This window comes from Paenisporosarcina sp., assembly GCF_057785155.1.
The window spans coordinates 265,267-282,862 of sequence record NZ_JBYNRN010000012.1; the positions used below are offsets into that span (position 1 = coordinate 265,267).

Here is a 17,596-nt window from a genome sequence, read left to right on the forward strand (position 1 = left end):
GTGATCGACATGCAAGAAGTTAAAAATCCTGCAAATACACGAGTTGTAGTTGGTATGTCTGGCGGAGTAGATTCGTCAGTTGCAGCTTATTTATTAAAACAACAAGGGTATGATGTCATAGGTATTTTTATGAAAAACTGGGACGATACAGACGAGAATGGTGTTTGTACGGCCACTGAGGATTATGATGATGTTATTAAAGTTTGTAATCAGATAGGCATTCCTTATTACGCAGTTAATTTTGAAAAACAATATTGGGATAAAGTATTTACTTACTTTTTAGAAGAATACAAAGCAGGAAGAACACCTAACCCTGATGTGATGTGTAATAAAGAAATTAAGTTCAAAGCATTTTTAGAGCATGCTATTAGTTTAGGAGCTGATTATTTAGCTACTGGTCACTATGCTCAAGTTAAAGAAATTGATGGCGAAACACAACTTTTACGTGGTCTTGATAACAACAAAGATCAAACTTACTTTTTAAATCAATTGTCTCAAGAACAATTGTCAAAAGTGATGTTTCCAATTGGACATTTAGAGAAAAAACTAGTGCGAGAAATTGCTTCTGAAGTAGGATTAGCCACAGCAACCAAAAAAGATTCCACAGGTATTTGTTTCATAGGAGAACGAAACTTTAAAGAATTTTTGAGTCAGTATTTACCGGCACAACCAGGTGATATGGTCACTATGGACGGAGAAAAAATGGGTCGTCATGATGGATTAATGTATTATACAATTGGTCAACGTCACGGGCTAGGGATAGGTGGCGCAGGTGATCCTTGGTTTGTTTTAGGTAAGAATTTAGAAAAAAACGAGTTGTTAGTTGGGCAAAATATTCATCATGAAGCACTTTTCTCAGATCAATTAACGGCTGTAAATATGAGCTTTACAACGACCAAACCATTAGATACCATATTTAGTTGTACTGCGAAATTTAGATATCGCCAAGAAGATGTTCAGGTGAAAGTTGAGCTGACTCCTTCTAATGGTGCTATTATTTCATTTGCTAAACCTGTTCGTGCAATTACACCTGGACAAGCTGTTGTATTATATGATGGCGATGTTTGTTTAGGTGGCGGAACGATTGATGAAGTAATGAAGCAGGGTAAAAAACTAACTTATGTTGGTTAAAGAAGTAGGAGTGGTAACGTGAATGAATTAGATTTAGGCATTTTAGCAATTCAAAATAAAGATTATGAACAAGCCGTTGTTCATTTTAATAACGCTATTGAAGAGGAACCTAATAACCCATTAGGATACATTAATTTTGGGAATTTATTAGCTCGCATGAATGAAATTGAACGTGCAGAAAGATTTTTTCAAAAAGCTTTAACGCTAGATGAGCAGTCAGCAACTGCTTATTATGGCTTGGCTAATTTGTATTATGAACAAGAGCGCTTTGAAGAGGCTGCTAAACTTTATGAAAAAGCCATTAAGTTTAACATTCAAGGTGCAGATGCTTACTTCATGTTAGGAAAGTGTTTTGAACGATTAGGCAATCCAAAGTTAGCATTGCCATACTTACAAAGAGCAGCAGAACTTGAACCAGAAGACATTCAAATTCGTCTGTCTTATGGGATCGGATTAGCGGCTTTAGAAATGTTTAAAGAAGCAGAGCCAGAGTTTGTATATGTCATTCATGAAGATATAAATAATGCCGATGCTCATTATAATTTAGGTGTACTTTACGCAGTCTCTACAGACCGAACTGAGGATGCACTTTATCATTTAAAACAAGCATATACACTTCAACCAAATTTTGATCAAGCTCGATATGTATATGACATGATTGCTCTACGAAATTAATGTGAATGGAGATGATTGGTTTGCCAAATCAAATCGAATTATTCAACCAAGACGCTTTGTTTATAGTTGGCAAACCAGTTGTCACCATTTTTCATAACCCCACCAACTTATTCTCCATTATTAAACTCAAAATCAGTGAGACAAACAGTACGTTCGATGAAAAAGAGATTATTGTTACAGGATACTTTCCACCGTTAATGAATGAAGAAATGTATCGTTTTACTGGTCAAATCAAACAGCACCCAAAGTATGGAACGCAATTCCAAGTTGAAACATTCTCAAAAGATGTACCGGAGACAGAACAAGGAATTATTCACTATTTATCAAGTGATTTATTTCCAGGTATTGGTCGTAAAACGGCTGAAACCATTGTCAAGAAGCTTGGAAAAGATGCAATTCGTCTTATATTAGATGACCCAGAATCGCTGGATACTGTTCCAAAATTAGCGAAAGAAAAAAAGGAAACGATCCGTTTTACCCTGGAGCAAAATTTAGGATTAGAACGTGTGATGATTCAATTAAATGAATGGGGTTTTGGACCACAGCTAGCCATGCGTATCTATCAAACCTATCGAGAAGAGACGATCGAAGTATTAATGAAGAATCCTTTTCGATTAATTGAAGATGTAGAAGGAATTGGCTTTCATCGTGCAGATGAATTAGGTGGAAAATTAGGCATGACAGGGAATCATCCTGATCGAATTAAAGCAGCAGTCTTTCATTTGCTAAATGCTGCATCATTAAGTGAAGGGCATGTGTATCTACATGCTGAGCATATATTGCCGAATGTGAAACAATTATTAGAATCAAGTCAGTTTGAAAAGGTGCCTTTTGATGCCATTTCTAATGCTTGTATCGAATTAGTTGAAGATGGGAAACTGGCAGGTGAGATGTCTCGTTTTTATTTGCCATCTCTCTATTTTTCAGAGGTTGGCATTGCTTCCAAACTTGAGCTTTTAATTCAAGAACAGAAGGAGCGAACGGGCTTTCCTACATCCGAAATTAGAAAAGCACTTGGAGATGCCGAAGAACGGCTAGGCGTGACCTATGCTGAGACTCAAATAGCTGCAATAGAACTTGGTATGAATGCTTCCGTGATGTTGTTAACAGGAGGTCCAGGTACTGGTAAAACGACCGTTGTTAGAGGTCTAGTTGAGGTCTATGCAGAATTACATGGTTTAACACTTGACCCAAAAGACTATGCTAAAAAAGAAGAACCATTTCCAATCATTTTGGCTGCTCCTACAGGTAGGGCTGCGAAACGTTTAAATGAATCGACGGGTCTTCCTGCAACGACGATTCACCGTTTACTCGGTTTTACAGGTCAAGATAAAGAAGAAGAGACAGAACGAGATATAAAAGGAAAGCTAATCATTATCGATGAAATGTCGATGGTCGATACATGGCTTGCACATCAATTACTAAAAGCGATACCTGAAGGAGCTCAAGTCATCTTTGTAGGCGATCAAGATCAACTACCACCCGTGGGACCAGGGCAAGTATTAAAAGATTTACTTGGATCAAGTCGAATTCCAACTGTTGAATTGACGGATATTTATCGTCAATCAGCTGGGTCTTCTATCATTGAACTTGCTCATCAAATGAAAAAAGGGAAAATGCCAACGAATTTAACGGATAAAACGTCAGATCGTTCGTTTATAAAAGCGGGTCCGGAACAAATTTCAAAAGTTGTTGAACAAGTCATTAAAAGTGCACTTGCTAAAGGCCACACGATTAAAGAACTACAAGTATTAGCACCGATGTACAAAGGACCTGCAGGTATTGATGCTTTAAATAAAATGATTCAAGAAATGGTTAATCCAAATGATACTAAAAAACGTAAAGAACTAACTTTTGGTGATACGATTTATCGAATTGGTGATAAAGTACTTCAATTGATCAATCAACCAGAGAGCCATGTATTTAATGGTGATATGGGCGAAGTTATAAGTATTTCAAAAGCCAGTGAAAATGTTGAAAAACAGGATATGATGGTCGTTTCTTTTGAAGGGATTGAAGTCACATATCAACGTAGTGATTTAGGTCAGCTAACATTAGCTTATTGTTGTTCTATTCATAAATCTCAAGGTAGTGAATTTCCGATTGTCATTATGCCTGTTGTCAGAAGTTATATGAAAATGTTGCGTCGAAATTTACTGTATACCGGCATTACAAGGGCTAAGAATTTCTTGATTCTTTGTGGGGATGCTGATGTATTTAAATATGGGATTGAACGTAATGATGATCTTGCTCGTTTAACTTCTTTAAAAGAAAGGTTAAACAACCAGGAAGTATCTGAGGAATCAGAGAAAATGGAGGACACTACTACTACAGTTGAAGAAGTAGAAAATCAAGAATTGGCAATCTTAACGGCTGCTAATCATCTCTCGATTCATCCTTTAGTTGGTATGAATGGTTCAACTCCTTACGATTTTGTGGAAGAAGTGAATTGACACAAAGGCAATTGTTTTTTATACTAAAAAAAAGTTGCTCAATTTGAGGAAGTATTTTCATTCATTCTTCATGTAAAGCAAGCATAATTAAACACGTTGATAGAGAAAGTACATTTATAATTCTTGTCTTAGAAAAAGGTTCCCCGGCTGAAAGAACCTTCAAGTATTTGAATGGAAAGCTACTCTTAAGTGCAGCTAATCCCTGCCGTGAGCCGCGTTAAGGCATAATCGAGAGACAGCAGTCATGTTTTGCTGTAACTAGGGTGGTACCGCGAATTTAAAGCCTTCGTCCCTTTTTTAGGGGATTGAGGGCTTTTTCTATTTTAAGGAGGAATGAAAGATGAAAACAGCAGCAGAAATACGTCGAATGTATTTAGATTTCTTTATTGAAAAAGGCCATGCAGTTGAACCAAGTGCTCCACTCGTTCCGATCAATGATAATTCATTACTTTGGATTAATAGTGGCGTTGCTACCCTGAAGAAGTATTTTGATGGACGTGTTATACCTGAAAATCCACGCATTACGAATGCACAAAAATCGATTCGCACAAACGATATCGAAAATGTGGGGAAAACAGCACGACACCATACGTTTTTTGAAATGCTTGGGAACTTTTCTATTGGAGAATACTTTAAAAAAGAAGCAATTGAATGGGCTTGGGAATTTCTAACGGATAAAAAATGGATGGGCTTTGATCCTGAACTACTATCCATTACCGTACATCCGGAAGATGAAGAAGCTTATGCGATTTGGAGAGATGTGATCGGTATTCCAGAAGAACGAATTATTCGTTTGGAAGGAAACTTTTGGGATATTGGAGAAGGACCAAGTGGACCTAACTCTGAGATCTTCTATGACCGTGGTGAAAGCTACGGCAATGATCCAACAGATCCCGAAATGTATGCAGGCGGTGAAAACGACCGTTATTTAGAAATATGGAATTTAGTTTTCTCGGAATTTAATCACAACCCAGATCATACGTATACACCATTACCAAAACAAAATATTGATACTGGAATGGGCCTAGAACGTATGGCGTGTGTTGTGCAAAATGTTCCAACTAATTTTGATACAGATCTGTTTATGCCAATCATTCAAAAGACTGAGGAAGTATCTTCAAAATCGTACGGGAAAGATTTAAATGATGATTTAGCATTTAAAGTAATTGCTGACCACACGCGTACGGTTGCATTTGCAATTGGTGATGGTGCATTACCATCTAATGAAGGTCGTGGGTATGTTTTACGTAGACTATTACGTCGTGCTGTACGTTACGGGAAAAATTTAGGGATTGATCGTCCATTCATGTATACACTGGTTCCGATTATTGGCGAAATCATGAACGATTTTTATCCTGAAGTGGAAGCAAAACAAGATTTCATTATGCGCGTTATTAAAAATGAAGAAGAACGTTTCCATGAAACGTTACAAGATGGGTTAAGTATATTATCAGCTGTTATATCATCTCAGCAAGAAGCAGGCTTGAACATTATTCCTGGTAATGATGCTTTCCGTTTATATGATACGTACGGTTTCCCAGTGGAGTTAACCGAAGAGTACGCTGAAGAAGCTGGAATGACCGTTGATCATGAAGGGTTTAAAGCATCGCTTGAAGAGCAACGTACACGTGCTCGTTCAGCAAGAAAAGACGTTGATTCAATGCAAGTACAATCAGAAGTTTTAGGTAATCTTAAAGAGGAGAGTACTTTTGTTGGTTATGATACTTTAGCAATAAGCACGAAAGCGCTTGTGATCATTAAAGATGGTGAAATAGTAAACCATGCTAATGAAGGTGATGAAGTTAAACTAATTCTTGAGCAAACTCCTTTTTATGCTGAAAGTGGCGGACAAATTGCTGATCACGGTTCATTAGAAAGTGATTTGTTTAAAGGCTTTGTAAAAGACGTTCAAAAGGCTCCAAACGGTCAAAATTTACACACAGTTTTAATTGAATCAGGAGAGCTTACAACGGGTCATGAAGTAACAGCATCAGTTGACCAATCGTTAAGAAGCTTAACTGTTAAAAATCATACCGCTACACATCTTTTACACCAAGCATTAAAGGATGTATTAGGAACGCATGTTAACCAAGCAGGTTCTTATGTTGGACCTGACCGATTGCGTTTTGACTTCTCTCATTTTGGCCAAGTAACAAAAGAAGAACTCGAAAAGATTGAACAACAAGTGAATGAAAAAATTTGGGAAGATATTCAAGTTATAACTGGCTATCATGGGATTGATGAAGCGAAGCAAATGGGCGCAATGGCGTTGTTTGGTGAAAAATACGGTAAGATTGTTCGTGTCGTATCAATTGACAGTTACTCACTTGAATTATGCGGTGGATGCCATGTAAGTAATACTTCGCAAATTGGATTCTTTAAACTTGTTTCAGAAAGTGGCATTGGAGCGGGAACTCGACGAATTGAAGCTCTAACTGGAAAAGCTGCTTATGAATTAATTAAAGCAGAGGAACAACTTTTGAGTGAAGTTGCAGCTTTAGTGAAATCAAATCCAAAAGATTTATTAACAAAAATCCAAGGATTACAGATGGAAATGAAACAAATGCAAAGAGAAAATGAATCATTATCCGCAAAAATTGCGAATAGCCAGTCGTCTTCTGTACTCTCAAATGCACAAGAAATGAATGGTGTTACTGTTTTATCTGCACGTGTTGAAGCGAAAGATAATAACCAATTACGACAAATGATGGACGACTTAAAAACAAAAATGAAACAGGCTGTTATTGTTTTGGGTGCATCTGAAGAAGGAAAAGTTATGTTAATCGCTGGTGTAACAAACGATTTATCAGGTGGCAAATATCATGCTGGAAATCTTGTGAAATTTGTTGCAGAACAATGTGATGGCAAGGGTGGAGGTCGTCCAGATATGGCGATGGCCGGCGCTAAAGATGCTTCAAAACTTGATGGTGCTTTACAATCTGTGTATGATTATGTCAAATCCGTTTAATTGTCAGATGAAATCGGTTATACTAATGTTGTAAGTCAAAATCATATATATATGTACAACCCATTTTTTCTGAAAGCGAGGTGCTGATCATGAGTTCATTTGACAAGACGATGAAGTTTAACTTTCCAGAAGAGTCTATGGAACAAGAAGTAAAACAAGTAATGCTTCATGTCCATTCGGCACTTGAAGAGAAAGGTTACAACCCAATTAACCAAATCGTCGGCTATTTACTTTCGGGTGATCCGGCATATATTCCTCGCCATCAAGAAGCACGTAATTTGATACGCAAGCTTGAGCGAGACGAAATACTTGAAGAGCTTGTTAAGTTTTATATCAAGAAGAATAACGAGGCGTAGACATGAGAATAATGGGGCTTGATGTTGGTTCAAAAACGGTTGGTATCGCAGTTAGCGATGCTTTCGGTTGGACAGCCCAAGGGATTGAAACCATCAAAATTGATGAAAGTAATAACCAATTCGGCATTGATCGGATTGAAGTGCTTGTGAAATCTCATGAAGTGTCTACTTTTGTTGTGGGTTATCCAAAAAACATGAACAACAGTATTGGTCCTAGAGCTGAAGCATCTGAAAGGTTCGCTGAATTGCTCAAAGTGACATTTAACAAACCTGTTGTTTTATGGGATGAGCGCTTAACGACGGCTGCTGCAGAAAGAATGTTAATACAAGCAGATGTGAGCCGTAAAAAAAGGAAGCAAGTGATTGATAAAATGGCTGCGGTTATGATTTTACAAGGTTACTTAGACAGCAAATCTAATATGAGGTGATTGGAATGGAACACGGACAACAAAACATTACAGTAGTAGATGATAACGGTACAGAGCAATTATGCGAGATTCTTTTTACATTTGAGTCAGATGAATTTAAAAAATCATATGTTCTTTACTACCCAATTGGTGCTGAAGAAGATGAAAATGAAGAGATTGAAATTCATGCATCTTCTTTCTTACCATCAGAAGACGGTAAAGATGGCGAACTTCAACCAATCGAAACTGACGAAGAGTGGGCGATGATTGAAGAAATGCTTAACACTTTCTTAGATGAAGAAGAGGAAGAAGACGAAGAATAATCAATCTTTCTAAAGGTGGAATGAATAAAATCATTCCACCTTTTTCTTTTGTGTAAAATTCTAGTATAATAGGTGTCAGATAGAGGGGGGAAACCCGTGGAAAACGAAACAAAAAAAGAGATTATGTTTAATCGTATGAAAGAAAAGAAAAAAGAAGTGAAAATTGTTCGACGGATTGTGCTTGCAATTGTCCTAATTGTCTTGATTGGCGGGGGTATTGCAGCCTATAGTGGGTACAATTATGTAAAGAGTGCTTTACAACCGATGGATGAAAATTCTGAAAAAGTTATCCCTATTACAGTAGAAATTGGTTCAAATTTAGATTCAATTGCAACACTATTAGAAAAAAATGAGATTATTAAAGATGCTCGTATTTTCAAATATTATGCAAAGTTTAACAACGAATCAGATTTCCAAGCAGGTGATTATGGCTTAACTCAAGCGATGACTCTTGACGAATTAATTGAAAGTTTAAAAACGGGTAAAGTATATCGTGAACCAGTATTCACTATGACAGTACCTGAAGGCTTAACATTGGGTCAAATAGCTGCAGTTGTTGAAAAGAGAACTACTCATTCAGCAGAAGACTTTTTAGAACTTGTGAAAGATCCAGTTTTTATCGACGAAATGATTAATAAATATCCAACATTATTGACTGATGAAGTAAAAGGCGAGAATGTTCGTTACGCATTTGAAGGGTATTTATATCCTGCTACGTATGCTTTTTATGAAGAAAACCCGTCTTTAGAAGAAATCGTTGATCAAATGTTGAGTTCAACTGCTACTGTAGTTGCACCTTATACAGATGTGTTAGCAGAACAAGAAAAAACGGTTCATTGGCTATTAACATTTGCATCCTTATTAGAAGAAGAAGCAACAGCGTCAACTGATCGCGAAATGATTGCGAGTGTTTTCTTTAATCGTCTAGATGAAGGAATTCCTTTACAGACGGATCCAACTGTTTTGTATGCATTTGAAGGGGAAAGAGACAATATTGCCTCTGATAAAAATACAGAACATCCATATAATACGTATTCGGTTCAAGGTCTACCACCAGGCCCGATTGCTAATCCTGGACAAGCATCTATTGATGCAGTTCTAAACGCACCTGAATCAGATAATTTATATTTCCTTGCTGATGAAAATGGAACGAATTATTTTTCTGAAAGTTACGAAGAACACTTGCAAAAGATCGAAGAACACTTGCGTTAAAGGGTTGAAGGGAAGCTATTCGCTTTCCTTCTTTTTTCGTGTCTAAAGGTGTCCAACTTTTGAAAACTTTACATAAGAAAACATGTTAGGTTGTGACAATAAGGTTGCCAGCTAGGAATTTGTAATGCTATGATTGAGTGTAATTTTTGCGAATTAAAGGAGTTAAAGTCGAAATGAGGACACCAGATTCCTACATTGAATCACATATAATTAATCGTTCGCCCCAATTAATGGAAATGGAAGAATTCGCTCGAATCAACCATATTCCGATTATGGAACTCGTTTCAATTGAATCATTTTTACAACTTTTAAGATTACAAAATCCAGATTCCATATTAGAAATTGGTTCTGCAATTGGATATTCAGCCATACGAATGGCGACAGCCCTTCCAAATACTAAAATCACGACGATTGAAAAAGATGAAAATCGGGCTGAATTAGCTCGCACATATATCGAAAAAAATGATTTATCCGATAGGATTCAATTATTATCTGGAGATGCATTGGATATTGATTTACATTCACTAGCATCCACGAAATACCAGGCTATTTTTATTGATGCAGCTAAAGGTCAATATCAACGATTTTTTGATAAATATTCACCACTAGTGCCTTCAGGTGGTGTTATTTATTGTGACAATATGCTGATGCGTGGTTTTACAGAGATTGAGCTATCTGATGTTCCTAGAAGAAAACGAACAATGGTAAGAAATCTTCAATCCTTCACAAAATGGTTAATGAATCACGAAGATTATATAACAACCTTCCTTCCAATAGGGGATGGAATTACGATAAGTATAAAGAGGTGACATTGATGAAAAAACCGGAACTTCTCGTTACACCAAAATCTGTAGATCATCTAAATGAACTTATTTCTGCAGGTGCTGATGCATTTCTGATTGGTGAAAAACAATTCGGATTAAGGCTCCCTGGTGAATTTAAACTAACTGATATTGAAAAATCGGTTCAACTCGCTCACGCTTCAAACAAAAAGGTCTATGTATCGATGAATGCTTTATTTCATAATGAAAAAATTGATGCCCTTTTACCTTATATGAAGAACTTAGAACAGATGAACGTTGATGGAATTGTATTTGGAGATCCAGCAATCGTTCAAATAAAAAAAGATTCTCAGCTATCCATTCCTCTGCATTGGAATACAGAAACCACGGCGACCAACTGGTTCACAGCAAACTACTGGGGTAGACGGGGTGCAACTAGAGCAGTTCTTGCAAGAGAATTAAGCCTCGAAGAAGTCGTTGAAATAAAAGAAAACGCAGAAGTAGCGATTGAGGTTCAAATTCATGGGATGACATGTATGTTCCAATCAAAAAGAGCCTTGTTAGGAAATTATTTTCTTTATCAAGATAAAGCAATGGAAATTGAGAATCGCTCTAGTGGTCAATCGATGTTCTTACATGATAAAGAACGAAATAATAAATACCCTATATTTGAAGATGTAAATGGAACACATATCTTCAGTCCTAATGACATGTGTTTAATCGATGAACTAGGAGAAATGATTGAAGCCGAAATCGATTCATTTAAAATCGATGGCATTTTACAAGAGGAGTCGTATATTACAACCGTAACGGCTTTGTATCGTCAAGCGATCGATGCATATATGGAATCACCTGACTTATATGAAGAGTTAAAGGATCAACTAGTTGCTTCAATAGAGAATATACAACCAAATTTACGACCGCTTGATACAGGATTTTTCTTTAAGGAAACGGTTTATTAAGATAGCTCTTTTTAACGAATATTAAACGAAGCCAAATGCATTGCAAAAGTTTACAAAGCCTTTAAGAAAAGAGGATTTCTATGTCATTGTTACAACAAAAAGGAATCAGCGAATATATAGATGGAAAACGGGTCATTACAAAAAAACCTGAACTCCTTGCTCCAGCTGGGGATTTAGAAAAGTTGAAAATAGCGATTCATTACGGAGCGGATGCTGTATTTATTGGCGGTCGGGAATTTGGATTGCGTTCAAATGCCGGGAATTTTTCAATTGAAGAAATGCGTCAAGCCGTTGAATTTGCAACTCCTTATGGTGCGAAGATTTATGTAACGACCAATATTTTCGCTCACAATGAAAATATGTACGGTTTAGCTGATTATTTAAAGAACATTGAATCTGCAGGGGTCACTGGTATAATTGTTGCGGACCCATTAATCATTGAAACTTGTCGTCAAGAAGCACCGAAACTTGAAATTCATTTAAGTACCCAGCAATCACTTTCTAACTGGAAGGCAGTGGAGTACTGGAAAAATGAAGGACTTCATCGAGTAGTACTGGCTAGAGAAACCAGCGGGAATGAAATACAAGAAATGAAAGAAAAAGTAGATATTGAAATTGAAGCTTTTATTCATGGTGCGATGTGTATTGCCTACAGTGGACGTTGTACATTGTCTAATCATATGACTGCACGTGATTCTAACCGTGGAGGATGTTGCCAGTCATGTCGATGGGACTATGATTTATATACGGTTCAAGATGGCAATGAAAAAGCTTTATTCGATGAATCGGATGCGCCATTTGCCATGAGTCCTAAAGATTTAAAATTAGTTGAATCTATTCCAAGAATGATTGAACTGGGAATTGACTCTCTTAAAATTGAAGGACGCATGAAATCGATTCATTATGTAGCTACAGTTGTTAGCGTATACCGAAAGGTTATTGATGCATATTGTGCAGACCCAGATAATTTTAAGATTAAACAAGAATGGCTTGAAGAATTAGACAAATGTGCGAATCGAGACTCTGCTTCGGCTTTCTTTGAAGGTGAACCAGGGGTTGATGAACAAATGTATGGTGTACATGGTCGAAAAACATCTACAGACTTTATAGGGTTAGTTTTAGATTACGATCAAGAATCGCAAATAGTTACTTTACAACAAAGAAACTATTTTGAAGTCGGTCACGAAGTTGAATTTTTCGGACCTGAAATCAACAATGTACGTATGACGATTAACGAATTGTGGGATGAAAAAGGACGGGCAATAGACATAGCAAGACATCCGAAACAAATTGTTCAATTTAAATCCGAAGTCCCGCTTTACCCAAATAATATGATGCGAAGGGAGATTATCAGATGAATCATAAACGTCCAGTTGTCATCGGAATTGCAGGAGGATCTGGTTCCGGTAAAACAAGTGTTACAAACGCCATTTATGAAGTATACAAAGAGCACGCTGTTGTAGTTATTGAACAAGACTACTATTATAAAAATCAGAGTCATTTAGAGATGGAAGAGCGGTTAAAAACGAACTATGATCATCCATTAGCATTTGATACAGATTTGTTAATTGAACACATACACCAATTGCTAAATAGACAAGCCATTGAAAAGCCAATATATGATTATGCTTTGCATACTCGAGCGAAAGACAGTATAATCGTTGAACCACAGGATGTTATTATTCTCGAAGGAATTTTAGTCTTAGAAGATGAACGTTTACGTAATTTAATGGATATTAAATTATTTGTTGATACAGATTCGGATTTACGAATCATTAGACGAATATTAAGAGATATTAATGAACGCGGACGTTCGATTGAATCAGTTGTGGAACAATACTTGTCAGTTGTTCGTCCAATGCACAACCAATTCATCGAACCTACGAAGAGATATGCAGATATTATCATTCCTGAAGGTGGTCAAAACCAAGTTGCAATCGATTTAATGGTTACAAAAATTAAAACTATTCTTGAATCTGATATCATTGTGTAATATGATATTCAAAGACTGACAATATTATCTAAAAATTGTGTCGTATATCCAAGCACTATCCGGCATAGTATTTTTAAGAGGATGCAAGTAGTTGAAGGAGTGAAATACATTGTCTACAGAAAAACAATATCCAATGACAGTAGCGGGGAAAAAGAAATTATCTGATGAACTTGAGTTCCTTAAAACGGTTAAACGTAAAGAAGTAGTAGAACGTATTAAAATTGCCCGTAGTTTTGGCGATTTATCGGAAAACTCTGAGTACGATTCTGCGAAAGAGGACCAAGCCTTTGTGGAAGGACGTATTTCAACTTTAGAATCTATGATTCGCAATGCAGTCATAATTGAAGAAGATGAAAAAAATAACGATATCGTCTCACTAGGGAAAACGGTTTCATTTATAGAAATTCCTGATGGCGATCAAGAAACATATACGATCGTTGGTTCAGCTGAAGCTGACCCTATCGAAGGGCTAATTTCAAATGATTCTCCAATTGCTAAAAGTTTAATTGGGCGTTCAGTTGGAGACCAGGTTAAAGTATTAACACCTGGTGGAGAGATGGACGTTAAAATCGTTTCTATTAATTAATACTATTTAAAATCCACTCCTGTCTTGATGGGAGTGGATTTTCTATACATTTATTTTCATGGGAATGGGGATCGAAATGATTTATGCGAAAAAAACAATCCTTAACGGCTGCTGGACTCGAAAAACTTCGGGATGAATTAGATGATCTGAAGAACGTGAAGCGTAAAGAAGTGATTGCTCGAGTAAAAGCATCTCGCTGCTTTGGTCTCATCGAAAATACAGATTATCAAACCGCACGTGAAGATCAGGGTTTTATCGAAGGGCGAATACTTACTTTAGAAAATATTCTTCAGAAAGCAGAAGTAATTGATCAGAGTAAACTTAATGAGAAAATAATTGAGATAGGACATACTGTATCAGTTCGAGAATTGCCAGATGGAGAAAATGAAACTTTTTCTATTGTTGGTTCAGCTGAAGTAGATCCTCTCGATGGGAAAATTTCTCCGGAATCACCTATTGCAAAGCAGATGCTAGGCAAACAAGTCGGCGATGAAATAAAAGTAAAAACTCCCAATGGTGAAATGTTATTTTTAATCGTATCGATATCTTAATATCATTAAATTGAAACCTAATTTTAATCGTATCGTCTAATTTGTTATTATAATCTGTGGTAGCATTTTTAACATTGCGAACAAAATAAGTTTTGCATATATCTCGAAATAATAGCGAGATTTTTAGAAGGAGGAATCGTGAATGGCTGAAACACAACGTCGGTATTCATCAAGAACGAATCGACCTAATAAACCTAGGAACATGAATAAAATCTTAAATGGATTAATAGCATTGGTTGTCGTTTTAATTGTGATTACAGCTGGAATTATCTTTTTAGGAAATGATACATCAGAAAAAGCGGAATCTCCTAAAAACGAAGATACTGTAAGTAACACAGAATCGGATACAGATTCAAATGAAGAATCTTCTTTAGAATCTGGAGAAACAAATTCCGATGAAGAGACTGAAGAAGATGCAACAGAAGGTTTAACAACTGAAGAAGTTGAACCAACCGAAGAAGAGGAAGCTTCAGAAGAAACAACAGAAGAAACAGAATCGACTGAAAGTACAACAACTGAAGGTGGCTCAGTAACCTCTACACCATCAGATGATCCAATCGTGTCTGAAAGTATCGTAAATACTGCTTGGGAGCCTGTAAAGACCTCTCAGACGGGTTCACACACGTCCGTTTATGAAAAAGGGCATGTCGATTGGGACGAAAAAGTACAAGCATTAACATACGCAACAGGATTAGCCAGTGATAATATGATTATTTGGCAGTTAAGTAATGGTGGGGGACCTCAGAAATCTATTGGTGTTGTATCCTCTAACGATAAACAAGAAAAATATCGTGTATATTTACAATGGATTGACGGGCAAGGATGGAAACCAGAAAAAATGGAGACTTTAAAAACATTGGAAGGCGCCTATTGACATTCGGCGCCTCTTTTATTATTTTTAGGGAAGTGTTTTTACAAGGTAGTCGATGTAATTGAGCTTTCGGTTTTTTATAAAATTACATTTTTTTATTACTTCGATGCGAATGAGCATAGAAACCTTAAACAAAATCCTTTTTGAGGATTTTTATTAAAAAGCTATATAACTAAAGAGAATTGAGGCGAGTCGATTATGAAAATTGCCGTTATTGGTGCAATGGAACAAGAAGTTGAAGCGTTACGCTTAGCCATTGAAGATGCACAGACAGATATCATCGCTAAAAGTGAATATACAGTTGGAAAATATGCTGGTCATGATGTTATTTTACTGAAAAGTGGAATTGGAAAAGTAAATGCAGCTATGTCTACATCAATCTTGCTTGAGAAGTTCAACCCTGATATTGTCATTAACACGGGTTCAGCTGGAGGGTTCGATGCCTCTTTAGAAGTTGGAGCGATTGTTATTTCTGACGAAGTTCGTCACCATGATGTAGATGTTACAGCTTTTGGTTACGAGATGGGACAAGTACCGGATCTTCCTGCTGCTTTTAAATCAGATGAGAAACTTCGTAAGTTAGCTGAAGAAACGGTTAATGAATTAGGAGAACATCAATATGCAACTGGCTTAATAGCAACAGGCGACTCGTTCATGAGTGATTCAGAGAGAGTAGAATTAGTTCGTGGATATTTTCCGCAAATGAAAGCAGCTGAAATGGAAGCTGCTGCAGTAGCTCAAGTGTGTTATCAGTTTGACGTTCCTTTTATTATTATTCGTTCACTTTCTGATATTGCTGGAAAAGAGTCGAGTATGAGTTTTGAGGAGTTCTTACCAACGGCAGCGAAACATTCAACAGAAATCGTTTTACGATTGATTGCGAAATTGTAAACAATTTTCTTGTTATAAACTGAGGTTAATTAGAGGCTCTTTCGATATCGAGTGAATCGAAAGAGTTTTTTTCATGGGTGAAAAGTTGGTATAATTTGACCAGTGCTCGTTTTTCAATACGAGATACATAACTTCTTGAAATATTTAATTGTTTCGCAATTTGCTTTTGCGTCATCGGTTCAAATGATCGTAATCCATACCTTCTTTCCAATATTTCAAGTTCCCTTTTTTCTAACTTTTCTAGATGTCGATACAAACGAGCCATCTGTTCCTTTTGTTCAATGGTTTGTTGAGCAGTGTCATCATTGGTTTGAAGTAAATCTGTAATCTGTAATGAATGTCCATCTTTATCAGTGCCGATAGGTTCATATAAGGAGACATCTTTCTGAACTTTTTTCTGTGATCTTAAGTGCATCAGAATCTCATTTTCAATACATCTAGCTGCATATGTTGCAAGGCGTGTTTTTTTATCCGGTGTATAACTTGCTACAGCTTTCATCAGACCAATGGTTCCAATGGAAATATAGTCATCTAGTTGTTCGTGTTTAGGGTGGAATTTTTTCACAATGTGAGCAACAAGGCGCATATTTCTTTCAATTAGTTCATGCTTCGCATCTTCGTCACCTTTTAGACATAATTGAACATAATGGGCTTCTTCTTCCTGACTAAGAGGTTTCCGAAATGCCTGCCCTTTTAAATAACCAATTACAGCGGGAATTTCAATCCACATTTGAAGGATCGCCGTAAATATACCGCTCATGATGAATCGCACCTCCATGTCGTCTTTTGTCACTATATGTTTCCAAAAAGAAATCCATGAAAAAAACGACCACATAAAAATGGCCGTTAAACTTTTCTTAATGTAAATGTGCTAATCATGAGGATGGCTAATATGACGGTTAAGAACATATAAAAGACCGGTGGAAAAATTGACAATCCAAAATATGAAAGTGTTAAGATGGTTCCTGCTGCAGTGATTGGTAACCCTGTGAAATAACCATTAGATTCCATGATATTAAATCTTGCCAGTCTAAACGCTCCACTCGCAATATAAATAATAGCAATAATCATTCCAACTGTTCCAAATTCAAATAAATCGACCATGTAAATGAGTATGGCTGGTGCAACTCCAAATGAGATGATATCACTCATTGAGTCAAGTTGTTTCCCTAATTCGGATTCTTGTCCTAATTTCCGGGCAACCATGCCATCAAAACGATCGAGTAACGCTGCAATAAATATAAACAGGACGCTATAGCTATATGATTCGTTTAATGTTGCCATAATGGCAGCACCACCAAACGATAAATTACCAATTGTGATCATATTAGCGGCATGCGCTTTCATTTTTTTGATTGAGTGATCCAATCGTTGAAATAAAAACAATGGAACAACACTCCTTTGCTTATAAGCTATTTAACTATTATACTTCGTT

The 17,596-nt window shown here is 36.6% G+C and carries 18 protein-coding genes and 1 other annotated feature; of the genes, 16 read left to right on the forward strand and 2 right to left on the reverse strand.

The window, feature by feature from the left end:
* Nucleotides 1-9 precede the first annotated feature (9 nt).
* The 16 genes from mnmA to mtnN all read left to right on the forward strand — a co-directional run bounded on the left by mnmA (nt 10) and on the right by mtnN (nt 16,161).
* Nucleotides 10-1,131, forward strand: a complete 1,122-nt coding sequence (gene mnmA / locus AC3EA5_RS04535; RefSeq protein WP_488607253.1) for a tRNA 2-thiouridine(34) synthase MnmA — start codon at nt 10-12, stop codon at nt 1,129-1,131.
* An 18-nt stretch (nt 1,132-1,149) separates the two neighbouring features.
* Entirely contained in the window at nt 1,150-1,806 is a 657-nt protein-coding gene (locus AC3EA5_RS04540; protein ID WP_488607254.1) for a tetratricopeptide repeat protein, read from the forward strand.
* Nucleotides 1,807-1,826: 20 nt separating this feature from the next.
* Nucleotides 1,827-4,259: an SF1B family DNA helicase RecD2 gene (gene recD2, locus AC3EA5_RS04545; RefSeq protein ID WP_488607255.1), complete on the forward strand. Its 2,433-nt coding sequence runs from the start codon at nt 1,827-1,829 to the stop codon at nt 4,257-4,259.
* 87 nt (nt 4,260-4,346) lie between these two features.
* Nucleotides 4,347-4,556: a binding site (T-box leader), on the forward strand.
* Nucleotides 4,557-4,599: 43 nt separating this feature from the next.
* A complete protein-coding gene (alaS, locus tag AC3EA5_RS04550; protein ID WP_488607256.1) occupies nt 4,600-7,227 on the forward strand; it encodes an alanine--tRNA ligase in 2,628 nt (875 codons plus the stop codon).
* An 89-nt stretch (nt 7,228-7,316) separates the two neighbouring features.
* Nucleotides 7,317-7,583 (forward strand): IreB family regulatory phosphoprotein, encoded by a 267-nt coding sequence (locus tag AC3EA5_RS04555; RefSeq protein ID WP_017380185.1) that lies wholly within the window; start codon nt 7,317-7,319, stop codon nt 7,581-7,583.
* Between the two features lie 2 nt (nt 7,584-7,585).
* Complete coding sequence (gene ruvX, locus AC3EA5_RS04560; RefSeq protein WP_488607257.1) at nt 7,586-8,011, forward strand: Holliday junction resolvase RuvX; 426 nt, start codon at nt 7,586-7,588, stop codon at nt 8,009-8,011.
* A 5-nt stretch (nt 8,012-8,016) separates the two neighbouring features.
* Nucleotides 8,017-8,313, forward strand: a complete 297-nt coding sequence (locus AC3EA5_RS04565; protein WP_394187657.1) for a DUF1292 domain-containing protein — start codon at nt 8,017-8,019, stop codon at nt 8,311-8,313.
* 96 nt (nt 8,314-8,409) lie between these two features.
* Nucleotides 8,410-9,525: an endolytic transglycosylase MltG gene (gene mltG / locus AC3EA5_RS04570; protein WP_488607258.1), complete on the forward strand. Its 1,116-nt coding sequence runs from the start codon at nt 8,410-8,412 to the stop codon at nt 9,523-9,525.
* A gap of 173 nt (nt 9,526-9,698) precedes the next feature.
* Nucleotides 9,699-10,334, forward strand: a complete 636-nt coding sequence (locus AC3EA5_RS04575; protein WP_488607259.1) for an O-methyltransferase — start codon at nt 9,699-9,701, stop codon at nt 10,332-10,334.
* Nucleotides 10,335-10,339: 5 nt separating this feature from the next.
* A complete protein-coding gene (locus tag AC3EA5_RS04580; protein ID WP_488607260.1) occupies nt 10,340-11,269 on the forward strand; it encodes a peptidase U32 family protein in 930 nt (309 codons plus the stop codon).
* Nucleotides 11,270-11,349: 80 nt separating this feature from the next.
* Nucleotides 11,350-12,627 (forward strand): peptidase U32 family protein, encoded by a 1,278-nt coding sequence (locus tag AC3EA5_RS04585; RefSeq protein ID WP_488607261.1) that lies wholly within the window; start codon nt 11,350-11,352, stop codon nt 12,625-12,627.
* Nucleotides 12,624-13,262 (forward strand): uridine kinase, encoded by a 639-nt coding sequence (gene udk / locus AC3EA5_RS04590; RefSeq protein WP_394187663.1) that lies wholly within the window; start codon nt 12,624-12,626, stop codon nt 13,260-13,262. The genes AC3EA5_RS04585 and udk overlap by 4 nt, the downstream gene beginning before the upstream one ends.
* Nucleotides 13,263-13,371: 109 nt before the next feature.
* Complete coding sequence (greA, locus tag AC3EA5_RS04595) at nt 13,372-13,848, forward strand: transcription elongation factor GreA (protein ID WP_394187664.1); 477 nt, start codon at nt 13,372-13,374, stop codon at nt 13,846-13,848.
* Nucleotides 13,849-13,931: 83 nt separating this feature from the next.
* On the forward strand, nt 13,932-14,399 hold the full coding sequence (greA, locus tag AC3EA5_RS04600; RefSeq protein WP_488607262.1) for a transcription elongation factor GreA: 468 nt from the start codon (nt 13,932-13,934) through the stop codon (nt 14,397-14,399).
* Nucleotides 14,400-14,541: 142 nt separating this feature from the next.
* On the forward strand, nt 14,542-15,273 hold the full coding sequence (locus AC3EA5_RS04605; RefSeq protein WP_488607263.1) for a YrrS family protein: 732 nt from the start codon (nt 14,542-14,544) through the stop codon (nt 15,271-15,273).
* Nucleotides 15,274-15,468: 195 nt separating this feature from the next.
* A complete protein-coding gene (gene mtnN / locus AC3EA5_RS04610) occupies nt 15,469-16,161 on the forward strand; it encodes a 5'-methylthioadenosine/S-adenosylhomocysteine nucleosidase (RefSeq protein WP_488607264.1) in 693 nt (230 codons plus the stop codon).
* A gap of 25 nt (nt 16,162-16,186) precedes the next feature.
* On the opposite strand, the gene sigK is transcribed toward mtnN, so the two are convergent.
* The gene (sigK, locus tag AC3EA5_RS04615) at nt 16,187-16,921 is read right to left on the reverse strand and encodes an RNA polymerase sporulation sigma factor SigK (RefSeq protein ID WP_394187668.1); all 735 of its coding nucleotides are present in this window, start codon (nt 16,919-16,921) and stop codon (nt 16,187-16,189) included.
* A gap of 86 nt (nt 16,922-17,007) precedes the next feature.
* Nucleotides 17,008-17,547: a CDP-diacylglycerol--serine O-phosphatidyltransferase gene (gene pssA, locus AC3EA5_RS04620; RefSeq protein WP_394187669.1), complete on the reverse strand. Its 540-nt coding sequence runs from the start codon at nt 17,545-17,547 to the stop codon at nt 17,008-17,010.
* Between the last annotated feature and the right edge of the window lie 49 nt (nt 17,548-17,596).